Source organism: Streptomyces sp. NPDC002156 (genome assembly GCF_053593675.1).
On the sequence record NZ_JBSFDA010000009.1, the window covers coordinates 81387 to 106255 of the forward strand.

The following is a 24869-nucleotide window of genomic DNA, read 5'->3' on the forward strand; positions in this document are numbered from 1 at the left end:
GACGGAGGGCCGCTGAAGCGGTATTCGCACAGTGGTCGGTTCGACGTGCCCTGACGTGCTTCGCCGCGTCCGGGTGATCATGCGTCGGTGATGTCATGGCCCGGGCAACAGGGCGAGGTCGTACGGTCGACGGGGGCACGCGTGCGCGTGCGCCCGTCGTGTGCTGTGGATGCCGTACGGGCGAGTCGCCGTGTGCCGTGCTGTCGTGCGCTTGCGCGTCTGGGTCTGGATCCGTCGTGCACGCGCGCGGGTTGATCGCTGCCGCATGTCCTGGTGTGCTGCCACATGCTCTGGTGCGGCTTCGTACGTCGTGCCAGGCGGACGCCGTTGTCCGCGGTGGCTGTTCCTGTACGACGTGGACGTCACCCGGGGCCGCCGGGCGCGGCCCTGTCGGACGCCGGGGTCAGCGGGCCGCCGCGCGGCGCAGGATGTCCGAGGCGGCGCCTCCGGTGCGGGGCATCGGCAGCGGTGGCGGTGCCTCGGACATGGCGAAGGGCTCCGGGGGCGAGTCCGCGTTCGGGCGTCGCCCGCCGCGGCCCTCGCCCAGCACCTGCCAGCCGTCATGGGTCAGCGTGATGTACGCGCCGCAGCGCAGCCCGTGCAGGGTGCACGCGTCACGCAGACCCCACATCCACGCACCGTCCTCCTCCGTCCAACGGGCGTCGCCGTCACGGCAGTAGAGCAGGACGGCCGTACGCACCGGCGTACGGCGACGCAGGTCGTGCGGGATGACCCGGCGCAGCTGCGCGAGCAGCGAGTTGCGGAACATCCAGCCGTCGGCCGGCGCCGAGCGACGGGTGAACGAGGCGCTCGCCCGTACCCGCTCATCCGTGTCGAGGACGGCCACGATCGCGGTCGCGGGTCTGGGGCTGTGCCTGGAGTGCAGTCCGCTGACGACCTCGCGCGGATTACGCAGCAGGGGGATCCCGGCTGCGGCCCACTCCGAGGGTTCGAGCATGCGGGCTGCTGAGTTGGTGGAAGCGGCGGACAGGTCGGCAGACGTCGACATGGATGCCGCGGTAGACGGAGCGAATCCGAAGGTCACGGTCCTCCCTTCGGCTACGCGCCCACACTGCGGGCGGAGATCGGACTTGGGGGAGCGCACACCGCAGCGAAGCCCTGCCGGACCACGGACATGCCGTGCGGGGAGCGGACTCCAATTCTTGCGGTCGAACTGGGTTGCGGCAACGAGCAAATGGGGCCACCGACCGTCTTCTGGTGATCTGTGGATTATATCCCTGCCGGGTGTGTCATTTGTAGATGCCTGGGGTGGCCGGGAACGTGCCGTTGGTCCGGGTGTCCACCTCGGTTCATCTACGCGTCATCAGCCCTGCAGGGCGAGGACCAGTGGCAAGACCCCCCGAGCACCGGCCCGGCGGAGCATCCGGGCCGCCACCGCGAGGGTCCACCCGGTCTCCGTGAAGTCGTCCAAAAGGAGGACTGGCCCCTGCGCATCGACGAGGGCGGCGGCCAGCGCGGGCGGCACGATCAGGGCCCCGTCGAGCGCTTTCAGCCGCTGGGCGCTGTTGCTGCGGGACACGGGCGGGGCGTCACCGGCGTACTCCAGGCTGCCCAGCAGCGGCAGCCGGCCGATCTCCGCGATGCGCGCGCCCAGGGACGCGATCAGCTGCGGGCGGGTGCGCGAGGCGACGGTGACGATGCCGACCGGACGCGGCTGGGCCGCCGCGGCTCCAGAGGCCCAGCCGTCGGGTCCCTTCGCCCAGTCGACCAGTACTCCGACGACAGCCTTGGCCACATCGTCCGGCACCGGTCCGTCCGGGGCCTGCGGCGAGAACATCGGGCGCAGCCGGTTGCCCCAGCCGATGTCCGACAACCGGCCCAACGCGCGCCCCGTGGAGGCCTGTTCACCGGCCGGAATACGTCCCTTCAGCTCGACTCCGATCGCCGGCAGCCCGGTCGGCCACATGCGCCGGGGCTCGACCTCGACACCGGCCCGGCCCAGATCCGCGCGCGCGGCGTCCACCGCCTTCGTGGAGGCGTCGGGGGCGAACCGGGCCCCCGCGCAGTTGTCGCAGCGGCCACAGGGCTTGGCGCCCTCGTCGTCCAACTGGCGCTGCAGGAACTCCATCCGGCAGTCCGTCGTCGACGCGTACGCGCGCATCGCCTCCTGCTCGGCCTTCCGCTGGCGCGCCACCCACTCGTACCGCTCAGTCTCGTACGTCCAGGGCCGGCCCGTGGAGACCCAGCCGCCCTTGACCCGGTTGACGGCCCCGTCGACGTCGAGAACCTTGAGCATGCTCTCCAGGCGGGAGCGGCGCAGCTCCACCAGGGGTTCCAGGGCGGGCAGCGACAACGGTCGCTCCGCGCGCGCGAGGACATCGAGCGTGCGGCGCACCAGCTCCTCCGGAGGGAAGGCGAGCGAGGCGAAGTACTCCCAGATCGCCTCGTCCTCCTTGCCCGGGAGCAGCAGCACCTCCGCGTGCTCGACACCGCGTCCGGCGCGACCGACCTGCTGGTAGTAGGCGATCGGCGAGGAGGGCGAACCGAGGTGCACGACGAAGCCGAGGTCCGGTTTGTCGAAGCCCATACCGAGCGCGGACGTCGCCACCAGGGCCTTCACCTTGTTGCCTAGCAGGTCGTCCTCGGCCTGCTGCCGGTCGGCGTTCTCCGTCTTCCCCGTGTACGAGGCCACGGTGTGCCCGCGCTGCCGGAGGAAGGCCCTGACCTCCTCGGCGGCGGCCACCGTGAGCGTGTAGATGATCCCGGAGCCCGGCAGTTCGGACAGGTGGTCGGCGAGCCACGCCATCCGGTGCGCCGCGTCCGGCAGCCGCAGCACACCCAGGCTCAGGCTCTCCCGGTCCAGGGGGCCGCGCAGCACCAGCGCGTCCGAGGCGCCGCCGGTGCCCAGCTGTTCGGCCACGTCGGCGGTCACGCGCGCGTTGGCCGTGGCGGTGGTCGCCAGGACGGGCACGCCCGGCGCGAGGTCGGTGAGCATCGTGCGCAGCCGGCGGTAGTCGGGGCGGAAGTCATGGCCCCAGTCGGAGATGCAGTGCGCCTCGTCCACCACGAGCAGGCCCGTCGCGGAGGCGAGCTTGGGCAGCACCTGGTCGCGGAAGTCGGGGTTGTTGAGGCGTTCGGGGCTGACCAGCAGGACGTCGACCGTGCCCGCCGCGATCTCCTCCTGGACCGTGTCCCATTCCTCGGTGTTCGAGGAGTTGATCGTCCGCGCGTGGATGCCCGCCCGGGCCGCGGCGTCCACCTGGTTGCGCATCAGCGCGAGCAGCGGCGAGACGATCACCGTCGGCCCACTGCCCTGCGCCCGCAGCAGCGAGGTCGCCACGAAGTACACCGCGGACTTGCCCCACCCCGTGCGCTGTACGACCAGGGCCCGGCGCTTGTCGGCGACCAGCGCCTCGATCGCCCGCCACTGGTCCTCGCGCAGCCGGGCGGCGCCTGTGGCGTCCCCGACGAGGCGGGCGAGGACCGTGTCGGCCGCCGCCCGGAGATCCGCGTTGCTCGTGTGCTCCATGCACCCCATACAACAGGACGCCACTGACATCCGGGACGTGGGACGGCGCATCACGGCCACCTCTCGGGCGCGCGCGTATGCGTGCGGGCGTGGGCGGACATGTTCGGGCGCCGGTGTCCGTTCCCCGCGCCCGAACACATGCTCGCCCTGCCTGGCGCCACCTTGGCGTGTCCCTGATTGGGGTTATCCACAGGCTCAAACGGAATCCGGAGATCCGCGAGATCGTCACCGCATGACGAATCACAGCGAAACGCATCAGGTCACCCTGCGCACCCCGGCCGAACTGGCCGACGCCCTGCCGTATCTGCTCGGCTACCACCCCGAGGACAGCATCGTCCTGGTCGCACTGCACGACAGGGACGGACGCGGCCGGTTCGGCGGCCGGGCCCGGCTCGGAATTCCCACGAACCCGGACGACTGGCCCGCCGTGGCACAGCAGTTGACGCACGGTCTGGTGACCGGAAGCGAGCGCAGAGGCGCACGGCCCGAGAGCATGGTCGTGTATCTCTGCCAGGAACCGGCGGAGGGCGAGGCACGGCACCAGGTGCGGGAACGGCTGCGCCCGCTCGCCCAGTTGCTGCGCACCGAGTGCGGCCGTCTCGACGTCCCCGTGGTCGAGGCGCTGTGCATTTCCGACAACCGCTTCTGGTCCTACTGCTGTGTGACGCCCGAGTGCTGTCCCGACGACGGAGTGCCCATGGGCCTGCCCGGCACCTCGGTGCTGGCCGCCGCCGCGACCTACGCCGGCCTGCAAGTGCGGGGCACCCTGCGTGAGTTGCGGGCCAGGCTCCAGCCCTGGGAGACCGCTGCGGCGCTGGAACAGGAACGCGTGCTCCACACCGTGAACGCCCGTCTGGTGCCGCGAATCCTCGACGACGCGAGCCGCGCGGACATCGCCGAGGAGACCCTGCGAGAGGCACGCAGGGTCAGGGACCGGTTCGCCGAGGCTCCCGCCGTGTCCGGCACGCTCCTGTCGGACCTCCGCGACGACGAACTGCTCTCCCACGACGAGGCCGCCGCGCTGATTCTGGGCCTGCAGGACCGCACGACCCGCGACCGGGCGGCGGAATGGATGGAGGGCGACGAGGCGGCACCGGCTCTGCGTCTCTGGCGAGCCCTAGCCCGCCGCTGCGTCGGGTCCTACCGGGAGCACGCGGCGGCTCCGCTGACACTCGCCGGCTGGGTCGCCTGGTCGACCGGCGACGATCTGGAGGCCAGGGAGGCTCTGGCCATGGCACTCGGCGCCGACCCCGGCTATCTGTTCGCCCGCCTGCTGCACCAGGCCTGCAACGAGGGCCTGGACCCGGAGTCGATCCGCCGCTGTCTGCGCGCGGAGCGCGGCGGCCGGGCAGGTGTGCCTGCCGGGCCGCCCCGGACGATGCCGGACACCGGGTGGATCGAGGACGACGACAGCGAGGAGGGCGAGGGCATGGGCCTCGGCTGGGGCGAGGACGCCGAAGGGCTCGAGGCCATGGACGGGTTCGAGGGGACGAGCGGTATCGATGGCGTGCAGGGGACCGAGAGCGACGGCCGGTTCGACGGCACCGAAGCCACGCCTTCGCACGACGAGGTCGGGGGTCCCCCGTCCTGCTCGACATCGGTCAGTGGCGCCACGCGGGCGCTGGAGTCGGCCACGAGGCGTCGACGTCGGGTAGGCCCGCCGGACGGCGCCGAGACCCGGCCGCGGGCCAGGGGAACGGGCGGGACCCGTCCCCAGCCCTTGGGCAAGCCCGCCGTACGTCGTCGCAGCCCGGGCGCGGGGGAGGCCGCACCCCGCGGTCACAGGGCGAAGGGGGACGATGCGTGAACGGGGGTAGGGCAGTCCACGGGCGCCGGGGCAGCGGCTGGACACCGGTCGGGCGGATCGACAAGGGCGGGGCAGCCGACCGGCGGCTGAACGGTGGCGGGATCGGCGGCCGATGGCTGCGCAGCGAGGGGAGGCCCGAGGAGCGACTCGTCAACAACGGGACAGGGCACAGGCATACCGGCGAGCGCGTGATGGGCGGCGGACGGTTCGGCCAGGCTGCCACGCGCAACCGACGATTGAGCAACGGCGCTGCGTCCCACGTACAACTGACCGGCGCCAGGACAGCTGACGGACACCCCACCATCCCGACCGCGGCGCACAGCCGGTGCGGTTGTCACGGCACCGGTCGGACACCGGCCCCGCCGCACCGCCATTCGGTCGGCTTGTCCCGCCGGGGGCGTGACTCGGGGAAGCCCTGGTCCGTTCACCTGAGTGGCGGAACCCTTGGACGGGCCGAGCCGCCGCCCCACACCTGCCCCGCCGAAGCCCCCTACCAGGCGCCGAGCGCGCCCCCGGCGCCCAGAGCGCAGAAGAAGCCGCCCATGCATCCACCGACCCCGCCCTCGGCAGCCGACGACGAACGCCGTGCCGCGAGTACACCCGCGTCGCCCTCGCGGGGAGGTGGCGGCGGAGCACCCGGGAGCACAGGCGACCCGCGCGGCTCGGAGCCGCCTTTCCCGGGCACCGGACGCCCTGCCGCACTTCCTGGCACCGGACGCCCTGCCGCACCCCCGGCAAGAGGCGCGCCGTCACTGTCCTCTGCTGCTCGACCACCGCTTGCTCCGCCGCCAGGCGCCCGCCGTCCCGCCCAACTGCCCCCGACCCACACCACCCTGATCTGTGTCGCCCTCCCAGGGCTCGCGATCTCCACGGACCAGGGACAGCTCACCGGCCGAGGGCTGGAGGGCTTCTATCGCGGCGGGAGGCGCCTGCTCGCCCGGTGCCAGGTCCGGGTGGCCGGCCGTGAACCGCTCGCGGTCCAGGCCCGGATGACCGCCGCCGACCGCGCCCGCTTCGTGGGGACACTCCGCGCCTCTCCGGACGGCGGGCCGGACCCGGACGTCGTCGTCGAGCGCATCCGCCACGCGGACGGCACCGAGCGGATCACCCTGCACAGCTCGGCGCCGCGCCCGCTGCGTCTGCCGATCGAGGTGTCACTCGGGACCGACCTGGCCGACCTGGGCACGATCGCCTCCGGCACCGCGGGCCCCGAACTGCCCGCCAGCGTCCACGCCTTCGGCCTGCGCTGGGCCGGCGCCACCGGCGGCGCGGCCGTCACGGCCGACCCGCCGCCCGCCGACGCACTGGCCTCCGCGGGCCTGCTGCGCTGGGAACTCGACCTGCTCCCGGGCGGTTCCACGACTCTGGAGCTGCGCATACGGCAGGACGGCGCCGGACCCGTCCGAGCCGTGGGCCACGTGGCGACGAGCCCCCTCGCCCCGGCACGGGCCGTCGGTGACGATCCACGCGTCGAGGCGCTCCTCAGCACCAGCATCGAGGACCTCCAGGCCCTGCTCCTGCGCGACTCCGCGCACCCCTCCGACACACATCTCGCGGCAGGGGCACCGTGGCGCTGCGGCATGGCCCCGGCCGAGGCTCTCGCCGCCGCCCGGATGACGCTCCCGCTGGGCACCGGGCTCGCGGCGGGCACCCTGCGCACCCTCGCCCGCACCCAGATCCCGGGACCGGGCCCGAGGTTCGGAATGCTCCCCGGGCCGCGCCGGGACGCGGGCGCACACCTGCCACCGGGCTGCACGGGTACGGAGGCCACCCTGCTCTTCCCCGTACTCCTCGCCGAGGCCCGCCGCTGGGGTCTCCCCGAGCAGACGACCGAGGAACTGCTCCCCACCGCGGAGCGCTGTCTGACCTGGCTGCGCACGACCGTGGGAGACGGCACCTACCTGCCCGATCCACAGCCGGGCGGCCCCCTGCGCTGCGAGACCCAGGCCCACGCACACCGCGCCGCCCTCCTCGGCGCCGATCTCCTCGACATGTACGGCCGACCTGGCGGTGCCGGGCTGCGGCAGTGGGCCCAGAAGCTGCGCACCGCGTTCCGGGACGACTTCTGGGTCGAGGACCGGGGCGGCGGCAGACCGGCGGCCGCCCGTACCCCGGACGGGCGCATCGTGCCGCACTTCGGCTCCATCGCCGCCCATCTCCTCGACACCGGTCTGCTGGGCGCGGGCGAGTCGGCCCCCGGGCTGCTCGACAAGGTGCAGACCGAACAGCTCGCCCGGCTGTTCGGCAGCCCGGCCATGGACTCGGGCTGGGGACTGCGCGGCCTCGGCGTCAAGGAGCCGGGGTACAACCCGTTCGGCCACCGCAGCGGCGCTGTGCGGGTCCAGGAGACCGCGGTGGCCGTCGCGGGCCTGGCCACCGCCGGGTACGAGAAGGAGGCGAGTTCACTGCTGCGCGGCCTCCTGGCGGCGGCCGAGGCCTTCGACCACCGGCTGCCGGAGATGTACGCGGGGGAGCAGCGCACAGCAGGAGGCGCCCCGCTGCCCCACCCGGCGGCCTGCCGGCCGTCGGCCACGGCTGCCGCCTCCGGGGTACTGCTGCTCGCCACCTTGGCCGGCATCCGTCCCGACGCCCCGGCGAACACGGTCATGCTCCGTCCGGTACGCAGTGTGCCGCTGGGCGAGATCGGCCTGACGGGGCTGCGGGTCGCTGGAGAGCCCTTCTCCGTACGGGTCGGCCGTCTCGGCGTCGCCATGGTCGAGGAGGCCGCCGCTGGGCTGCAACTGGGGGCATGACCTCGTACGACATGCCTAGGGAAGGCGTCCGGAGGCGGCCGGTGACGCCCGCGTCCGACCGTCGTGGATCAGTCATGGGCGCGGCTGGAGAGGGGAGTGTTTATCGTCAGGCAGACGACTATGATCGCCGCATGCCCTACGACCCGTCAGCGTTTCCGCCCTTCGCCGTCACCGTGGACCTGGTCGTGCTGACCGTGCGTCGTCATGCCCTGTGCGCGCTGGCGGTACGCAGGGGTGAGCCGCCCTTTCAGGGGCGCTGGGCACTCCCCGGCGGCTTCGTGCGGGCCGACGAGGATCTGGGGCAGGCCGCGGCGCGTGAACTGGCCGAGGAGACCGGTCTGCGCGCCCACGACCCGGACGCCCCGGCCCAGGACAACGGCGCCCACCTGGAACAGCTCGCGACCTACGGCGACCCCAAGCGCGACCCCCGGATGCGGGTGGTCAGCGTCGCCCATCTCGCGCTCGCCCCCGACCTGCCCGCTCCCCGGGCCGGCGGCGACGCCAACAGCGCGCGCTGGGCCCCCGTCGAGGAACTGCTGCAGCAGGGCGGCTACGGCCGCGACGGCGAACAGGCGGCACCGCTCGCCTTCGACCACGCCCAGATCCTGTCGGACGGGGTGGAGCGCGCCCGCTCCAAGATCGAGTACTCGTCGCTGGCCACCGCGTTCTGCCCGACCGAGTTCACCGTCGGCGAGTTGCGCCGGGTGTACGAGGCGGTGTGGGGCGTGGCCCTCGACCCCCGCAACTTCCACCGCAAGGTCACGGGCACCCCCGGCTTTCTCGTCCCCACCGGCGGCACGACCACCAGGCAGGGTGGCCGCCCGGCCCAGCTCTTCCGAGCCGGCGGCGCCACACTGCTCAACCCTCCGATGCTGCGCCCCGAGGTCTGACACACGAACGCCGTGGACAGATGTGCGTACATGGGCCTGCCGCACCCCAGAAAACGGACATAACGCGCTATCTTGCTACGGGTGATCCAGGCCTTCGGACTGACCAGCAACCCTCGCAAGGAGCTTCCCCCCGCCGTCGACGACGTCTCCTTCGAGGCGCGCGCGGGATGCGTCACCACACTCCTCGGTACCCCGGGCGCCGGCAAGACGGCGGTGCTCAGGCTCATGCTCGAACTCCAACAGGGCCGTGGCATCACCTACTTCAGAGGCCGGCCACTGCACCGCATCGCCCATCCGTCCCGTGAGGTCGGCGTTCTCCTGGGCGATGTGCCGGGGCACCCCGCGCGCACGGTCCGAGGCCAACTCCGCATGCTGTGCGCGGCGGCCGGAGTACCGGTCCGCCGTGCCGACGAGGTCCTTGAGGTGGTCGGCCTCGTCAGCCTGCGCGACGAACGCCTGGGCACCCTGTCGCGCGGCATGGACCGCCGGCTCGGCCTGGCCTGCGCCCTGCTGGCGGACCCGCACACCCTCGTGCTGGACTCCCTCACCGAGGGCCTGTCCGCCCGCGAAAGCCATTGGCTGCACGGCATGCTGCGCGCCCACGCGACCCAGGGCGGCACCGTCCTGTTCACCACCACCGACCCCAAGGAAGCGGCCCGCACCGCCGACCGGATCATCACCCTCGAACAGGGCCGGGTCGTCGCCGACCAGGAGGCCGCGGACTTCTCCCGCACCCGACTGCGCCCCCGGGTCGCCGTCCGCAGCCCGCACGCCACCCGTCTCGCGGCCCTGCTGACCAAGGAGGCCCGGACGGCACATCGCTCTGTGGAGGTCGTACGGGAGTCCGGCAACCGGCTCGCCGTGTACGGCAGTACCTGCGCGGACATCGGCGAGACCGCGTTCCGACACGGCATCCTCGTACACCAACTCGCCGACGAGGTCGGTGACATGGCCTCCGGCGGCGACCCGACCCACCGGGGTGAGGAGAAGGCTGCCGAGGTCACACCCGAGGACGCGGCCGTACGTCATGGGGCTGCCAGGCTCCCGGAACTCTCCGCGGCACACGGCTCTGCCGAGCACGGCCCCGGCGCGTCAACCGAGGTCACCCCTGCGACCTGTCTCCCCGAGTCGGACGTGCCCCCCGGCCGCTCGGCGACAGCCGCCGGTGTCTCCGAGCCGTCGGATGGCCCCGGCCCGGCGGCATCCGCGCCCACTCGCCCCCGGGCCGCCCACCCGCGTTCCTCCGACGCCGCCCTCGCCTCCGACAACCCGCCCCCGCTGCCACCCCCCATCTCCGTCCGCTCCGCCCCGAGTCCGCTGCGCCCCCTCCGCTACGAGCTGCGCCGGGCCGGCGGTGTCGGCACCGGGTTTCTGACCGGGGCCGCCGTGCTCGTCTCGTCCGCGCTCGTCGCCGTACTCCTGGCCCGCATCGGGCACACTCCGCAGCACCGTCTGCTGGCCGCCTGGCCGCGGGAGCTGCCGCTGCCGCCCGCGGCACTCGGCGCCGGGCTGCTCGGCGCCATCGCCTTCGGCGACGAGTTCCGCCACCCCGCCCTGGCGGTGGACCGCGGCACCGTGCCCCGCCGGCTGGGACTGCTCGCCGCCAAACTCCTCGTCGCTGGGGCCACCGGGCTGCTGCTGGCCTTCCTCACCGTGGGCTGCGACGCCGAAGTGCTCTACCTCGTCTACGGACAGGAGCTGGCGAAGGTTCCCGCGGACTGGCTCGCGCTGACCGCGAGTTGGATCGGGCTCGTGATCGGCTGCTCATGGGCCGGGGTGCTGGCCGCCGGCATCTTCCGGTCCACCACCGCCGGGCTCGCGGCGGTGGTCGCCGTACCCGTCCTGATGGTGCCTCTCGTACAGAAGGTCCTGGAGGGCTCGTCCGTGCGGAGCGCGGCCGGGTTCTCCGTGCGGCTGCGCGAGCTGCTCCTGGCGCAGTGGCCGTTCGGGGGCGAGCGGTACCTGGCCGCCGGGGCGCGGGTGATGGCCCAACCCGTCGGTGGCGCACTGGCGTTGTCGCTGACTGCCCTGCTCTGCGCGTATCTGCTCACGACCCTGCGAAGCAGGGTCCGATGACGATCGCCCGCGCCCTTCCGGTCCCGCCCTGCGCACAACTCCCCGGGGAACGCCCATTTCTTTCCGATAAGGCGTCAATTGCGACGGGGTGAGCGATCACCCTTTCGTGTGCTTTTCACCAAAGACCTCAAGGGAGTTGGAGACGGAGCCGACAAAAGATCCGTGAGTACCCTTGCGCACACCATGATGACCGCCGCCCGCTCCGCAGACTCCGGTCTCGTCGGCCCGGGCGAACTCGACCGCTACCCCTACGCCGAGGCTCCCGGTCCCGACCGCGTCGGAGTCCCCTCCTGGGACGCCGCGGACCCGGAGCTGGGCCGTGTCGGCCGCCGCAGCGCGGGCAGCCGCGGCCGCGGGCTGCACGGTCAACTCGTCCAGCAGCTCGGCCAGATGATCGTCTCCGGCGACCTGGGCGCGGACCGTCCCCTCGTGCCCGAGGAGATCGGCCAGCGCTTCGAGGTCTCCCGCACCGTCGTCCGTGAGTCGCTCCGCGTCCTGGAGGCCAAGGGCCTGGTGAGCGCCCGGCCGAACGTGGGCACGCGCGTGCGTCCCGTCAGCGACTGGAACCTCCTCGACCCCGACATCATCGAGTGGCGTGCCTTCGGGCCGCAGCGCGACGATCAGCGCCGCGAGCTGAGCGAGCTGCGCTGGACGATCGAACCGCTCGCCGCGCGTCTAGCCGCCGGGCACGGGCGCGAGGACGTCCAGCAGAGGATCGTGGACATGGTCGAGATCATGGGCCACGCCATGAGCCAGGGCGACGCGCTGACGTTCTCGCGTGCCGACTCCGAGTTCCACTCGCTGCTCATCCAGCTCGCCGGCAACCGCATGCTGGAGCACCTCTCCGGGATCGTCTCCGCCGCCCTTCAGGTGTCCGGCGGTCCGGTCACCGGTTGTGACCGGCCCACCGAGGCGTCCCTCGCGCACCACGCCCGGATCGCCGACGCTCTCGCGGCCGGCGACGGCGCGGGTGCGGAGGCGGCCATGCGGCAGCTCCTCATCGTGCACCCCGAGGTCGAGCGCGTGGTCCCGGCCCCGCGCGAGCACTGACCGCGAGCCGAGGGCGGCGGGATCGGGGGCCGTGTCGCCGTCCCGGAACTTCGCCCGGCTCGCGAACCGTCACCGCCGGGCCCTGTCGGATCCCGAGAGGGCCCGGCGGGGCCCGGCGGCGGAGACGGGGCGGGCAGGTGGCGCGGTGCGAGGTGGGGCGAAGAGACGGCGGCCGGTCCTGAAGCGTCCGCCGCGGCTGTGATACGGCTGTGGATGCGACTGTCGTTTTGGCTGTCGATGTGTCTGTCGACGCGGGCACGGATCGGCCGGAGCGACCTGGTCGCCACCACGGCTGACCACATCTAGCCGTATCTGACCGCTTTTGTGCGCTTACGGGGTGTGACTCGGGCCACGCAGATTGGGCGTAACGCTTGTGGAAGCAGCGCGATGACCTAAGAGGTGGCAGCCGAGGAGGGAATACAGACGCCGTTCAAGGCGCTGTGCATCTTCCCGGCCCCCGCCCGCGCCGTCGGCCCATCCCCAGTCGGCGGTCGTCGGCTCCTGTCCGTAGTGGACGGGGCCGGAAGCCGTTTTCCAACGTTCCGAGAGGTTGTTCGTGTCGGCCAGCACATCCCGTACGCTCCCGCCGGAGATCGCCGAGTCCGTCTCTGTCATGGCGCTCATCGAGCGGGGAAAGGCTGAGGGGCAGATCGCCGGCGATGACGTGCGTCGGGCCTTCGAAGCTGACCAGATTCCGGCCACTCAGTGGAAGAACGTACTGCGCAGCCTCAACCAGATCCTCGAGGAAGAGGGTGTGACGCTGATGGTCAGTGCCGCGGAGCCAAAGCGCACCCGAAAGAGCGTCGCAGCGAAGAGTCCGGCCAAGCGCACCGCCACCAAGACGGTCGCGGCGAAGACGGTGACCACGAAGAAGGCCACCGCCACCGCCACCCCGGCGGCCCCCGCCGCCGAGTCCTCCGTCGAGGACGAGGCGCCCGTGAAGAAGGCCGCCGCCAAGAAGACGACGACCGCCAAGAAGGCGGTCGCGAAGAAGACCGTCGCCAAGAAGACGGCGGCCAAGAAGACGACCGCCGGCAAGGACGACGCCGAGGTCGCCGAGGACGAGGTCCTCGAGGACGTCAAGCCCGGTGAAGAGGAAGAGGAAGGGGCCGAGAACAAGGGCTTCGTCCTCTCCGACGACGACGAGGACGACGCGCCGGCCCAGCAGGTCGCCGTCGCCGGTGCCACCGCCGACCCGGTCAAGGACTACCTCAAGCAGATCGGCAAGGTCCCGCTGCTCAACGCCGAGCAGGAGGTCGAGCTCGCCAAGCGCATCGAGGCCGGTCTGTTCGCCGAGGACAAGCTGTCCAACGCCGACAAACTCGCCCCCAAGCTCAAGCGCGAGCTGGAGATCATCGCCGAGGACGGCCGCCGCGCCAAGAACCACCTCCTGGAGGCAAACCTCCGTCTGGTGGTCTCCCTGGCCAAGCGCTACACCGGCCGCGGCATGCTCTTCCTGGACCTCATCCAGGAGGGCAACCTCGGTCTGATCCGCGCGGTGGAGAAGTTCGACTACACCAAGGGCTACAAGTTCTCGACGTACGCCACCTGGTGGATCCGTCAGGCGATCACCCGCGCGATGGCCGACCAGGCCCGCACCATCCGTATCCCGGTGCACATGGTCGAGGTCATCAACAAGCTCGCGCGCGTGCAGCGCCAGATGCTCCAGGACCTGGGCCGCGAGCCCACCCCGGAGGAGCTGGCCAAGGAACTCGACATGACCCCCGAGAAGGTCATCGAGGTCCAGAAGTACGGCCGTGAGCCGATCTCCCTCCACACCCCCCTGGGTGAGGACGGCGACAGCGAGTTCGGTGACCTCATCGAGGACTCCGAAGCGGTCGTCCCGGCCGACGCGGTCAGCTTCACGCTCCTCCAGGAGCAGCTGCACTCGGTCCTGGACACCCTGTCCGAGCGCGAGGCGGGCGTCGTCTCGATGCGCTTCGGTCTCACCGACGGTCAGCCGAAGACCCTCGACGAGATTGGCAAGGTGTACGGGGTCACCCGCGAGCGCATCCGCCAGATCGAGTCCAAGACCATGTCGAAGCTGCGCCACCCGTCGCGTTCGCAGGTGCTGCGCGACTACCTCGACTAGGCCGCGGTCGTACGACACGAAAGGCCCGGCCTCCCTCGATGGGAGCCGGGCCTTCGTGCTGTGCGGACGCGGGTCGTCGCACCGGCGTGCGGGGAGCGCGGCCCGGCGCGTGCGGAGCGCGGGCTTCAGCCGACGGCGTCCCTCTTTCGTGGCCCGCGCGTGCGGGGCGGGGCGGGTTGGATCACTCTGGGTTTCTCGTGATCATCCCAGAGTGAGGAGCGCGCATGCGTCGTCCCATTGTCCGGGCCCTGTCCCGGGCGCTGACCCGGTCGCTGGTCCTGGCGGCCTCGGCGGGCGTGATACCGCTGGCGTCCGCTGCCCCTGTCGTCGCCGACGGCGTTGTCGTCGGCGGATTCCCGGTCGACGTGTCCGAGGGCCCGTGGACGGTGGCCCTGTCCAGCCGTGACCGGTTCGGGGGTACGCGGGCCGGGCAGTTCTGCGGCGGCGTGGCCGTCGGCCGGACCACCGTACTGACGGCGGCCCACTGCATGGGCGCGGACGTCCTCGGGGGGCCGCCCGACCGCGTTCAGGACCTGAAGGTCATCACCGGGCGTACCGAACTGACGTCGGCTCAGGGCAAGGAGATCGCGGTCCGCGACACCTGGGTCAATCCGGGCTACGACAAGACCAGCAATGCCGGGGACTTCGCCGTGCTCACCCTCGCCGAGGCGCTCCCGCAGACCTCGGTCATCGGGATGGCGGCTGCCGGCGACCCGGCCTACGAGCCCGGTACGAATGCCACGGTCTATGGCTGGGGCGACATCACGGGCGGCGCCGACTACGCGCGCAGTCTGCGGGCCGCACGCGTGCACGTGCTCGCCGACGCACTCTGTGAGCGGGCCTATCCGGGCAGCGCCGACGGCACCTACAAGGCCGACAGCATGCTGTGTGCCGGCGAGGCCGCAGGGGGGCCGGACGCCTGCCAGGGGGACAGCGGAGGGCCGCTGGTCGCCCAGGGGAGGCTGGTCGGGCTGGTGTCCTGGGGCAGCGGCTGCGGACGGCCCGGGAGCCCGGGCGTCTACACGCGGGTCTCCGACGTCGTACGGACGATGGGGTGGAACACTGCCACCACTGCCGGTGGCGGCGCCTGAGGCCCCCGTGGGCGGCGGCCTGAGGGGTCCCTCGGGACGCAGCTGGGGCGCGACGACGCTGTAACGGTCGTCTCGCGGTCCGTGAGCGAGCTTGCGTGAAGCGGGCGGCCACTCCTGATTGCAGGAGTGGCCGCCCGGATCAACCGGCCTGGGCCGGAGCTGGCTCGTCGTCGAAGCGCAGTATCAGCGTTCTTCTTCGTTGGAGCTGGCCGGAACGGTCGTCAGGCGCTCCGTCTCGTCCTGTATCTCAGCGGCGATCTTCTTGAGTTCCGGCTCGAACTTGCGGCCGTGGTGGGCGCAGAAGAGCAGTTCTCCGCCGCTCGCCAAGACAACGCGAAGGTATGCCTGGGCGCCGCAGCGGTCGCAGCGATCAGCGGCCGTCAGCGGGCTCGCGGGGGTCAGAACAGTAGTCACGTCGCCTCTTCTCTAGCTCGACGAGCTGTCGTACCAGGGTCAACATCCAACCAGGCCGAAAACGTTCCCGCTCGCGGCTCTTCCTCGAAAAAAATCTTTTCGAAGCGGCTGTCAGCTGCCGGTTGGCGGCGAATGTGCCGTATTGCGTGTCTTCGTGTCTGTACGGGTTCGCGCTGTCTGTCGTCTGTCGGTGTGTGGGTCCCCCGGCTGGGTTGCCGGTTGTTCATGAGGACGTGCCCGGAGCCTAAATGGTTCATGCCTGGAAGGGAACGTGATATGTACTTCACTCCATCGAGGGATCGAACAAGCATGCGACGCTGGAATAGTGTGAGTTCATGACGAGGGTGGCGTTACATCGGCTCTACCAGGCCTCGGTACCCTCTGAGCGGCAACCGAAGCCGGGCCCTTACCCACCAGGGCACCAATTGAAATTCAGCGAGGAGCGAACCGCGTGACCGCCGATACGTCCGTGCCGTCCACAGCGTTGCTGGCAGGAGCAGACCGGGACGGTTCCAACTACACCGCGCGGCACCTGCTCGTCCTTGAGGGGCTCGAAGCCGTGCGCAAGCGCCCGGGCATGTACATCGGGTCGACGGACAGCCGCGGCCTGATGCACTGTCTCTGGGAGATCATCGACAACTCCGTGGACGAGGCCCTCGGGGGCTACTGCGACCACATCGACGTCATCCTCCACGACGACGGCTCCGTCGAGGTGCGGGACAACGGCCGGGGCATCCCCGTCGACGTCGAACCCAAGACCGGCCTCTCCGGTGTCGAGGTCGTCATGACCAAACTGCACGCCGGCGGCAAGTTCGGCGGTGGCTCGTACGCCGCCTCCGGCGGTCTGCACGGCGTGGGCGCCTCCGTGGTGAACGCGCTCTCGGCGCGCCTGGACGTCGAGGTCGACCGGGTGGGCAGCACCCACGCGATCAGCTTCCGGCGCGGTGTGCCCGGCTCCTTCGCCGAGATCGGCCCCGACGCCAAGTTCGAGACGGGCGGCCTGCGCAAGACCAAGCGGATCCCCAAGACCCGCACCGGCACGCGCGTGCGCTACTGGGCCGACCGCCAGATCTTCCTCAAGGACGCCAAGCTCTCCCTGGAGCACCTCCACCAGCGCGCTCGGCAGACCGCGTTCCTGGTGCCGGGCCTCACCATCGTCGTCCGTGACGAGTTCGGGCTCGGCGAGGGCGGCAGCAAGGGCGAGGAGTCCTTCCGCTTCGACGGCGGCATCAGCGAGTTCTGCGAGTACCTGGCCTCCGACAAGCCGGTCTGCGACGTCCTCCGCTTCTCCGGGCAGGGCACCTTCAAGGAGACGGTCCCGGTCCTGGACGACCACGGCCAGATGACGCCCACCGAGGTCACCCGCGAGCTGGGTGTCGACGTGGCGCTGCGCTGGGGCACGGGCTACGACGCGAACCTGAAGTCGTTCGTGAACATCATCGCCACCCCCAAGGGCGGCACCCATGTCGCGGGCTTCGAACAGGCCGTCGCGAAGACGATGAACGAGGTGCTGCGCACCAAGAAGCTGCTGCGCGTCGCCGAGGACGACATCGTCAAGGACGACGCCCTGGAGGGCCTCACCGCGGTCGTCACCGTGCGTCTCGCCGAACCGCAGTTCGAGGGCCAGACCAAGGAGGTGCTCGGTACCTCGGCGGCCCGCCGTATCGTGACGAACGTGGTGTCCAAGGAGCTCAAGGACTTCCTGACCACCACCAAGCGGGACGCCGCCGCGCAGGCCCGCGTCGTCATGGAGAAGGCCGTCGCAGCCGCTCGTACGCGCATCGCGGCCCGTCAGCACAAGGACGCGCAGCGCCGGAAGACGGCCCTGGAGTCCTCCTCGCTGCCCGCGAAGCTCGCCGACTGCCGCAGCGACGACGTCGAGCGCAGCGAGCTGTTCATCGTCGAGGGCGACTCCGCGCTCGGTACGGCCAAGCTCGCCCGGAACTCCGAGTTCCAGGCTCTGCTGCCGATCCGGGGCAAGATCCTCAACGTCCAGAAGTCGTCCGTGACCGACATGCTCAAGAACGTCGAGTGCGGTGCGATCATCCAGGTCATAGGGGCCGGATCTGGTCGTACGTTCGACATCGACGCGGCCCGCTACGGCAAGATCATCATGATGACCGACGCCGACGTCGACGGCTCCCACATCCGCACCCTGCTGCTGACGCTGTTCCACCGCTACATGCGGCCCATGGTCGAAGCGGGCCGGGTGTTCGCCGCGGTGCCGCCACTGCACCGCATCGAACTCGTCCAGCCGAAGAAGGGCCAGGACAAGTACGTCTACACGTATTCGGACCGTGAGCTGCGCGAGAAGCTGCAGGAGTTCCAGAGCAAGGGCGTCCGCCACAAGGACTCGATCCAGCGCTACAAGGGTCTCGGCGAAATGGACGCCGACCAGCTGGCAGAGACCACCATGGATCCCCGCCACCGCACCCTGCGCCGGATCAACCTGTCCGACCTGGACTCCGCCGAGCAGGTCTTCGACCTCCTGATGGGCAACGACGTCGCTCCGCGCAAGGAGTTCATCTCCAGCTCGGCGGCGACGCTGGACAGGTCCCGGATCGACGCGTGACCGCGGTGGGTCGGGTGTACACCCCGGGGCGTAGGCCCGACCCACCTCGAACCGATCTCGCGGGATGAATCACCTAATGGGGTGAAGCCCATGGAGAAGAAGAGTCGGGGATCTTCCCGTTCTGTCCATCCTTGGGCATGCAGTCAAGCACCGGTCGTCCGCGCAGACGCGGGGGCGGCCCCGAGAGTTCGGCCGAGACCCACGCACGTCGTGACGTCGTCCCCACCCACGCGGGGGTGAGCGGGGACACGCCGTTCGAGGACCCCTGGTACGACGCGCTCGCCTCCGGCTGGGGCGAGTTGGACGGCACAGGCGCGCCCGCCGCCGTCGTCCCACCCGCACGCCGGGAGCAGGAGCGCCGGGGCGGCGGCGCGGCCGACGTCTATCTGGAGGTGCAGCGCAGCGCGGCCTTCCAGGAGGTGCGTGGTCGCTACCGGAGGTTCGTGATCCCCGGCGTCGCCGTCTTCTTCTCCTGGTACGTCGGCTATGTCGTGACGGCGACCATGGCGCCCGGATTCATGGCCCGGCCCGTGGTGGGCGCAGTGAACGTGGCGATGCTCGCGGGACTCGGACAGTTCCTCACGACGTTCCTGTTCACCTGGGCGTACGCCCGCCACGCACGGCTGCGTAGGGACCGGGCCGCGCTCGATCTGCGCTGGGACACCCAGGAACTGACACGGGGCCTCAGGGGCGGTGGATCGTGACGGGTGATCACCAGATGCTGGCGCTGGTCCTGTTCAGCGCGTTCGTCGCCGTCACGCTGGGCATCACGACCTGGGTGAGCCGGCACCGGCAGGGCTCCGCGGAGGAGTTCTACGCGGGCGGTCGGCTGTTCTCCCCGATGGAGAATGGTTTTGCCATCGCGGGCGACTACATGTCGGCCGCCTCCTTCCTCGGCATCTCCGGCCTCATCGCGCTCTTCGGCTACGACGGACTGCTGTACTCGGTGGGCTTCCTGGTCGCCTGGCTCGTCGTGCTGTTCCTCGTCGCCGAACTGGTGCGCAACTGCGGGCGGTTCACACTGGCCGACGTCGTCGCCTCGCGGATGCGGGAGCGACCTGTACGGATCGCGGCGGGAACTTCTTCGGTCACCGTGTCCGTTCTGTATTTGGTGGCGCAAATGGTCGGGGCGGGCAGCCTGGTCGCGCTGCTGCTGGGCGGGACGAGCGAGGCGGCGCAGTCCTGGACGGTGATCGCGGTCGGCGCGCTCATGGTGATCTATGTGTCGTTGGGAGGGATGCGGGCCACTACGTGGATCCAGATCGTCAAGGCGGTCCTGCTGATGGGCGGGGCGATCGCACTGACCGTGCTGGTGCTGGTGCGGTTCCACGGCGACTTCGACCAGCTGCTGCGCACGGCGGCCGAGCGCAGCGGTCACGGTGACGCGTTCCTCGCCCCCGGGTTGAGGTACGGCGGGGACTGGACCTCGCGTTTCGACTTCATCAGCCTGGGGCTCGCACTAGTCCTGGGCACGGCCGGGCTGCCGCACATCCTGTCCCGCTTCTACACCGTGCCGACCGCCCGTGCCGCCCGCCGTTCGGTCGTCTGGTCGATCGGGCTCATCGGCGGTTTTTATCTGATGACGATCGTCCTCGGCTTCGGCGCTGCGGCGATCGTGGGACCCGAGGCGGTCCGCGGGTCGAACGCGGCCGGGAACACGGCGGTGCCACTACTGGCCCTCGATCTGGGCGGTGGCGCGCACTCCACAGGCGGAACGGTTCTGTTCGCGATCGTCGCCGCCATCGCCTTCGCAACGATTCTCGCCGTGGTCGCCGGCATCACGCTCGCCTCCTCGGCGTCCGTCGCCCACGACCTGTACGCGTCGCTGCGCCGCCCGCGTGCCAAGCCCCACAGCGAGGTGGCTGTGGCACGCACCGCCGCGGTCGGCATCGGTGTGGTCGCGATCGCCCTCGGCCTGCTCGCCCGCGACCTGAACGTCGCCTTCCTGGTGGGCCTCGCCTTCGCCGTCGCGGCGTCCGCGAATCTGCCGGTGCTGCTCTACTCGCTGTTCTGGGGCGGCTTCACGACCCGGGGCGCGGTGTGGTCGGTGTACGGGGGGCTGGTTCCATCCGTCGTCCTCGTGCTGCTGTCGCCCGTGGTGTCGGGCAGCCCCGAATCACTGTTCCCCGGCGTGGACTTCCAGTACTTCCCGCTGCAGAACCCGGGGCTCGTCTCGATCCCGCTGGGATTCCTCTCGGGCTGGCTCGGCACGGTCACCTCCGCGGAGGAGCCGGACGCGGCCAAGCACGCGGAGACCGAGGTGCGGTCGCTCACCGGGGCGGGGGCTGTCTAGCGGGCGGCGACTTCACGGTCGTACGGCTTCTTCACCGTCGTACGACCGTGAACGGGCGGCGAGCCGCTCAGGGGGCCACCCATGCGTACCGGTGTTCCGGGCGGCCCGTGTCGCCGTACTTGAGGGAGAGGCGGAGGCGGCCCGCCTGTTCCAGGTGGCGGAGGTAGCGCTGGGCCGTGGAGCGGCTCAGGCCTGTCTCGGCGGCCACCTCGTGGGCCGATAGGGCGTGGCCGGCGCGGTGGAGCACGCCGCAGATGAGGTCCGTGGTCGGTTCCGAGTGGCCGCTCGGCAGGCCGGGGGAGGCGGGAGCGGGCGGGGTGCGCAGGGCGCCGAAGATCTGGTCGACCTGCTCCTGGCAGGTGTGGTTCCGGTCGCCGACGTGGTCGACGGTGCGGCGCAGGGCGGCGTAGGACTCCAGGCGGGTGCGCAGCGCGGTGAAGGTGAACGGCTTGACCAGGTAGTGCAGTGCGCCCAGGCGCATCGCGGTCTGTACGGTCACCACGTCACTCGCCCCCGTGATCATGATGACATCGGTGCAGTGGCCCTGTTCCCGCATGCGGTGGACCAGTTCGAGTCCCGTCCGGTCGGGCAGGTAGTGGTCGAGCAGGACCAGGTCGATGGTGCCGCGCTGGACGGCGGCCAGGGCCTCGGCAGCGTTGTGGACACAGGCGGCGACTCTGAATCCGGGAACCTTCTCCACGTACTTGGTGTTGATCTCCGCGACTCGGAGGTCGTCGTCCACCACCAGGACGTCAATCATCGGACCACTCTTGCAAGCAGAGGAGCGGTTTGCGCCCAGAAGGCGGATGTTGTGGCATGCGCCACATCTGTGGTCCTCCGCGGTCGGTCCTCCGGGTTCCTCAGGGGCGGGTCGCCCACACGTAACGGTGTTCGGGGCGGCCCGCGTCGCCGTACTTGAGGGTCAGTCTGGCTCGTCCCGTGCGCTCCAGGAGCTTCAGATAGCGCTGGGCGGTCTGGCGGCTCACCCCTGTCCGTTCGGCGATCTCCTGGGCGGACAGGGGGCCTTCGGCGTTCACCAGGGCGCGGCGCACGAGTTCCGCGGTGGTGGGGGAGTGCCCTTTGGGCAGTTCGGGCTCGGGGCCGGAGGACAGGGCGCCGAAGATCCGGTCCACCTCGGCCTGTTCGGCCTCGCCGCCGCCGTCGAGGGTGCGGCGCAGCTCCGCGTACGCCTCCAGCTTGGAGCGCAGTCCCGCGAAGGCGAACGGCTTGACCAGATACTGCAGCGCCCCCTGCCGCATCGCCGCCTGCACGGTCGACACGTCACGGGCCGCCGTCACCATGATCACGTCGGTCTCGTGACCGCGCCGGCGCATCTCCTGGACGACCGAAAGGCCCGTGTCGTCCGGCAGGTAGTGGTCCATGAGGACGAGGTCCAGCTGCGGCAGCGCCTCCAGCTGCCGCAGTGCCTCGGCCGCGCTGTGCGCCTCTCCCGCGACATGGAAACCGGGCACCTTCTCCACATAGGCGGCGTTGACGCGCGCCACCCGGATGTCGTCGTCCACTACCAGGACCTCGATCATCTCGACTCCTCCTCGGCGGCGGGGGCGGTGGTGGCCGTGCTGGCGGCCGGTTCCAGGGGCCGTTCCGTGCCCGGGACCCGCACCTGTTCCGGCGCCGGGTCCGGCTCCGCGAGTGCCTCAGGCAGCACGACGGTGAACTCCGCGCCCCCGCCCTCGGCGTCGGCCACGCGCGCGCTGCCGCCCTGTCGCTCCGCGAGCCGACGCACCAGAGGGAGCCCGATTCCGCGCTTGCCGTGCGCCGGGGGCTTCTTCGTGGACCATCCCTCCGTGAAGATCAACTCGCGCTGTTCCGCCGGGATTCCGGGGCCGGTGTCGCGCACTCTGAGGACCGCGGTACGGCCCTCCGCGCGCAGTTCGACCTCCACGCGCGCGTGCGGAGTGCCGGCGACGGCGTCCAGCGCGTTGTCGACCAGGTTGCCGACGATCGTGACCAGCTCCCTGGGGTCGATCAGCCGGTTCGGGAGCAGCGTCCGGTCCGAGACCCACAGGGCGACACCGCGCTCCGCCGCCACGGTGGCCTTGCCGACCAGCAGTGCGGCGAGCAGCGGATCGCGGATCTTCTCGGCGACCTGCTCCGCGGTGGCCCGGTGGTCGCCGACGACCTCACCGACGAACTCCACGGCGTCTTCGTACATCTCCAGTTCGAGCAGCCCCAGCAGGGTGTGCATGCGGTTGGCGTGCTCGTGGTCCTGGGCGCGCAGGGCATCGAGCAGACCGTGCGTGGAGTCGAGTTCGCGGCCGAGCTGCTCCAGTTCGGTGCGGTCGCGCAGGGTGGCGACGGCGCCCCCGTCGTCGGTGGGCATGCGGTTGGCGACCAGGACCCGCTGACCGCGCACGGTGAGCAGGTCGGTACCGGTCACCCGGCCGGCCAGCACATCGGTCGTACGTCCGGCGCCGAGCGCCTCGTCCAGGGATCGGCCGACGGCCTCCTCGCCGATGCCCAGCAGGCGCTGGGCCTCGTCGTTGAGGAGCCGGACGCGGCCCGCGCGGTCCAGGGCGACGACACCCTCGCGGATGCCGTGCAGTACGGCCTCGCGTTCCGCGAGCAGCGCCGCGATGTCCGAGAAGGCCAGGTCCCGGGTCTGCCGGTGCACCCTCCGGGAGATCACCCAGGCGGCCAGGGCGCCCACGGCCATGGCGCCGCCCGCGTAGGCGAACAGTCCCGGGATCGCGTGGATCAGCCGGGCGCGCACACTGTCGTACTCGATGCCGACCGAGACCGCCCCGACGATCCTGCCGTCGGTGTCGCGCAGTGGCACCTTGCCCCGGGCGGAGCGGCCCAGAGTGCCGCTGTCGATCTCCATGACCTCCTTGCCGGCCAGGGCCTCGCGGGGGTCGGTGGAGACGACCTTGCCGATCTCCGCCGGGTCCGTGTGCGACCAGCGCACGCCCCGCATGTCCATCACCACGACGTACTCGGCCCCGCTGGCTTTCCGGATCCGTTCCGCGTCGATCTGCACCGGTCCGTCGACCGACGGCTTGCTGCCTTGGAGATCCTCGGCGATCTGCGGCTGGGCGGCGGTGGTCTGCGCGATCGCCAGCGCCCGGCGCATCGCCTGGTCGTCCAGCTGATCACTGAGCGGTGCGAGGAACAGCCCGGTCGCGAGCACCGCGACTCCCGCGGCGATCGCCACCTGCATCAGCAGCACCTGCGAGAACATCCGCCGCGGCAGACCGAGGCGCAGGCGGCGTACGGGGGGAGTGGGGCTCATACCCATGAAGGTACGGGGATGAGTGGGCTGTGCCGTAGTGGGGTGTGACGTGGATCCCTTGATCAATACGTGTACGGGGTGCTTGACGGGTGGACGACGGCTGTCTTCCGCGTTGCGCGATCAGCGTGTGGGAGCCGTCGGCTCCAGTTCGCGCACCGACACCACATCCATCCGCGCCGGCGAACCCAGCGCCGACCCGCAGCTCTCCGGACGAGGCGGCGCGGAGGCGCTCTGGGCCACCGCGACGCTCCATTGGCGCCCGTCCGTGTGCGCGACGGTCACGTCCCAGCGCGGGGCCGAGCCGTCCGTCCGTACGACGCTCAGCGCGTCCGCCGTGTCCTCGCGCGCCGCCGAGCGGACGGCGAGTTCCGCGGCTTGTCCGGGCCGCTCCCAGGCGGAGCCGCCGCGGCAGCCCTCCACGACGACCCGCCCTTCGCGCACGCCCTGGAGGATCTCCTTGACGTGCGGCGCCTGGGCGCGGCCGTAGGCGTAGCCGTACGGCAGGACGAGCAGCGTCGGGGAGAAACGATGTCCGCCGAGGTGCGTGACCTCCCAGGCGCCCTCGACCCCGGAGGCGGCCAGTTCGGCCGCGAGAGGACGGCCGAGCAACGCGCAGCAGCGGTCGCGCTTGCCGTTGGTGCAGACGAGCGCGAGAGGATCGCCGGTGTGCGGCCGCCCCTGGAGCGCGGCGTCGAAGGACCGTGGGTCACCCGTGCCGAGCGCGGCGAAGTCGAGGTCGAGCAGCTGTTCGGGGGTACGGGTCGTGGCGCCGTGCAGCCAGGCGTTTCCGGGCGTGGTGTGGGCCGCGTACACCTGCCGTACGGCGGGCGTCCCGAAGTCGGCGTGGCGGCCGGGGCGGCGGATCAGCGCGATCCGTACGCCGGTGCCTTCGGCGGCCTGCTCCAGGGCGCGGCCGAGCGCGGGGTCCAGGTGGCTCATGGTGAGCGCCTGGGCACCCCAGGGGCCGGGCTGCTCCAGCAGCAGCCACGTCCTCGCGGTCGCCGCGGTTCCCGCGATGGGCTCGTCGAGGTCCCGGGAGACGGTCGTGCACCTACTCACAGAGGTGAGCCTAACCTGACTTGGAATGG

General features: G+C 71.3%; 17 protein-coding genes. 10 read left to right on the top strand and 7 right to left on the bottom strand.

Features of this window, described 5'->3' with window-relative positions; genetic code table 11:
• Nucleotides 1–403 precede the first annotated feature (403 nt).
• A complete protein-coding gene (locus ACWCRB_RS06805; protein WP_369029330.1) occupies nt 404–1045 on the bottom strand; it encodes a hypothetical protein in 642 nt (213 codons plus the stop codon).
• Nucleotides 1046–1324: 279 nt separating this feature from the next.
• Nucleotides 1325–3490, bottom strand: a complete 2166-nt coding sequence (locus ACWCRB_RS06810; RefSeq protein WP_450995005.1) for a RecQ family ATP-dependent DNA helicase — start codon at nt 3488–3490, stop codon at nt 1325–1327.
• A 232-nt stretch (nt 3491–3722) separates the two neighbouring features.
• On the opposite strand from ACWCRB_RS06810, the gene ACWCRB_RS06815 reads away from it, so the two are divergent.
• The 7 genes from ACWCRB_RS06815 to ACWCRB_RS06845 all read left to right on the top strand — a co-directional run bounded on the left by ACWCRB_RS06815 (nt 3723) and on the right by ACWCRB_RS06845 (nt 15249).
• Entirely contained in the window at nt 3723–5297 is a 1575-nt protein-coding gene (locus ACWCRB_RS06815) for a DUF4192 domain-containing protein (protein WP_450995006.1), read from the top strand.
• A 542-nt stretch (nt 5298–5839) separates the two neighbouring features.
• Nucleotides 5840–8050 carry a glycogen debranching N-terminal domain-containing protein gene (locus ACWCRB_RS06820; protein ID WP_450995007.1) on the top strand — a complete coding sequence of 737 codons (2211 nt, stop codon included), beginning with the start codon at nt 5840–5842 and terminating at the stop codon, nt 8048–8050.
• Nucleotides 8051–8181: 131 nt separating this feature from the next.
• Nucleotides 8182–8940, top strand: a complete 759-nt coding sequence (locus tag ACWCRB_RS06825; protein WP_235474391.1) for an NUDIX hydrolase — start codon at nt 8182–8184, stop codon at nt 8938–8940.
• Between the two features lie 81 nt (nt 8941–9021).
• Nucleotides 9022–11016: an ABC transporter ATP-binding protein gene (locus ACWCRB_RS06830; RefSeq protein ID WP_450995008.1), complete on the top strand. Its 1995-nt coding sequence runs from the start codon at nt 9022–9024 to the stop codon at nt 11014–11016.
• A 162-nt stretch (nt 11017–11178) separates the two neighbouring features.
• Nucleotides 11179–12066: a FadR/GntR family transcriptional regulator gene (locus ACWCRB_RS06835; RefSeq protein WP_235474389.1), complete on the top strand. Its 888-nt coding sequence runs from the start codon at nt 11179–11181 to the stop codon at nt 12064–12066.
• 556 nt (nt 12067–12622) lie between these two features.
• Nucleotides 12623–14158, top strand: coding sequence for an RNA polymerase sigma factor (locus ACWCRB_RS06840; protein WP_268828133.1), 1536 nt, complete (start codon nt 12623–12625; stop codon nt 14156–14158).
• Between the two features lie 224 nt (nt 14159–14382).
• Nucleotides 14383–15249, top strand: a complete 867-nt coding sequence (locus ACWCRB_RS06845; protein WP_450995009.1) for a serine protease — start codon at nt 14383–14385, stop codon at nt 15247–15249.
• 183 nt (nt 15250–15432) lie between these two features.
• Here the strand turns inward: ACWCRB_RS06845 and ACWCRB_RS06850 are convergent, their stop codons facing one another.
• Complete coding sequence (locus ACWCRB_RS06850; protein ID WP_055532400.1) at nt 15433–15663, bottom strand: DUF7455 domain-containing protein; 231 nt, start codon at nt 15661–15663, stop codon at nt 15433–15435.
• 451 nt (nt 15664–16114) lie between these two features.
• Between ACWCRB_RS06850 and ACWCRB_RS06855 the strand changes: the two genes are divergently transcribed.
• From ACWCRB_RS06855 to ACWCRB_RS06865, 3 genes are all read left to right on the top strand, one after another.
• Nucleotides 16115–18235, top strand: coding sequence for a DNA gyrase/topoisomerase IV subunit B (locus ACWCRB_RS06855; RefSeq protein ID WP_450995010.1), 2121 nt, complete (start codon nt 16115–16117; stop codon nt 18233–18235).
• A 137-nt stretch (nt 18236–18372) separates the two neighbouring features.
• Nucleotides 18373–18939, top strand: coding sequence for a DUF485 domain-containing protein (locus tag ACWCRB_RS06860; protein WP_450995011.1), 567 nt, complete (start codon nt 18373–18375; stop codon nt 18937–18939).
• On the top strand, nt 18936–20528 hold the full coding sequence (locus ACWCRB_RS06865; RefSeq protein ID WP_450995012.1) for a solute symporter family protein: 1593 nt from the start codon (nt 18936–18938) through the stop codon (nt 20526–20528). Before ACWCRB_RS06860 ends, ACWCRB_RS06865 begins: the two co-directional genes overlap by 4 nt.
• Nucleotides 20529–20595: 67 nt before the next feature.
• Here ACWCRB_RS06865 and ACWCRB_RS06870 read toward each other — a convergent pair whose 3' ends face one another.
• The 4 genes from ACWCRB_RS06870 to ACWCRB_RS06885 all read right to left on the bottom strand — a co-directional run bounded on the left by ACWCRB_RS06870 (nt 20596) and on the right by ACWCRB_RS06885 (nt 24840).
• On the bottom strand, nt 20596–21288 hold the full coding sequence (locus ACWCRB_RS06870) for a response regulator (protein WP_450995013.1): 693 nt from the start codon (nt 21286–21288) through the stop codon (nt 20596–20598).
• A 100-nt stretch (nt 21289–21388) separates the two neighbouring features.
• Nucleotides 21389–22069 (bottom strand): response regulator, encoded by a 681-nt coding sequence (locus ACWCRB_RS06875; RefSeq protein WP_235474383.1) that lies wholly within the window; start codon nt 22067–22069, stop codon nt 21389–21391.
• Nucleotides 22066–23781, bottom strand: a complete 1716-nt coding sequence (locus ACWCRB_RS06880) for an ATP-binding protein (RefSeq protein ID WP_450995014.1) — start codon at nt 23779–23781, stop codon at nt 22066–22068. Before ACWCRB_RS06880 ends, ACWCRB_RS06875 begins: the two co-directional genes overlap by 4 nt.
• Before the next feature lie 120 nt (nt 23782–23901).
• A complete protein-coding gene (locus tag ACWCRB_RS06885) occupies nt 23902–24840 on the bottom strand; it encodes a sucrase ferredoxin (RefSeq protein ID WP_450995015.1) in 939 nt (312 codons plus the stop codon).
• Between the last annotated feature and the right edge of the window lie 29 nt (nt 24841–24869).

Excerpts from the sequence above, each read along its gene's own strand:
- ACWCRB_RS06810 (WP_450995005.1), bottom strand. The coding sequence starts at position 3,490 with ATGGAGCACACGAGCAACGCGGATCTCCGGGCGGCGGCCGACACGGTC.
- ACWCRB_RS06815 (WP_450995006.1), top strand. The coding sequence starts at position 3,723 with ATGACGAATCACAGCGAAACGCATCAGGTCACCCTGCGCACCCCGGCC.
- ACWCRB_RS06820 (WP_450995007.1), top strand. The coding sequence starts at position 5,840 with ATGCATCCACCGACCCCGCCCTCGGCAGCCGACGACGAACGCCGTGCC.
- ACWCRB_RS06825 (WP_235474391.1), top strand. The coding sequence starts at position 8,182 with ATGCCCTACGACCCGTCAGCGTTTCCGCCCTTCGCCGTCACCGTGGAC.
- ACWCRB_RS06845 (WP_450995009.1), top strand. The coding sequence starts at position 14,383 with ATGCGTCGTCCCATTGTCCGGGCCCTGTCCCGGGCGCTGACCCGGTCG.
- ACWCRB_RS06860 (WP_450995011.1), top strand. The coding sequence starts at position 18,373 with ATGCAGTCAAGCACCGGTCGTCCGCGCAGACGCGGGGGCGGCCCCGAG.
- ACWCRB_RS06870 (WP_450995013.1), bottom strand. The coding sequence starts at position 21,288 with ATGATTGACGTCCTGGTGGTGGACGACGACCTCCGAGTCGCGGAGATC.
- ACWCRB_RS06875 (WP_235474383.1), bottom strand. The coding sequence starts at position 22,069 with ATGATCGAGGTCCTGGTAGTGGACGACGACATCCGGGTGGCGCGCGTC.
- ACWCRB_RS06880 (WP_450995014.1), bottom strand. The coding sequence starts at position 23,781 with ATGAGCCCCACTCCCCCCGTACGCCGCCTGCGCCTCGGTCTGCCGCGG.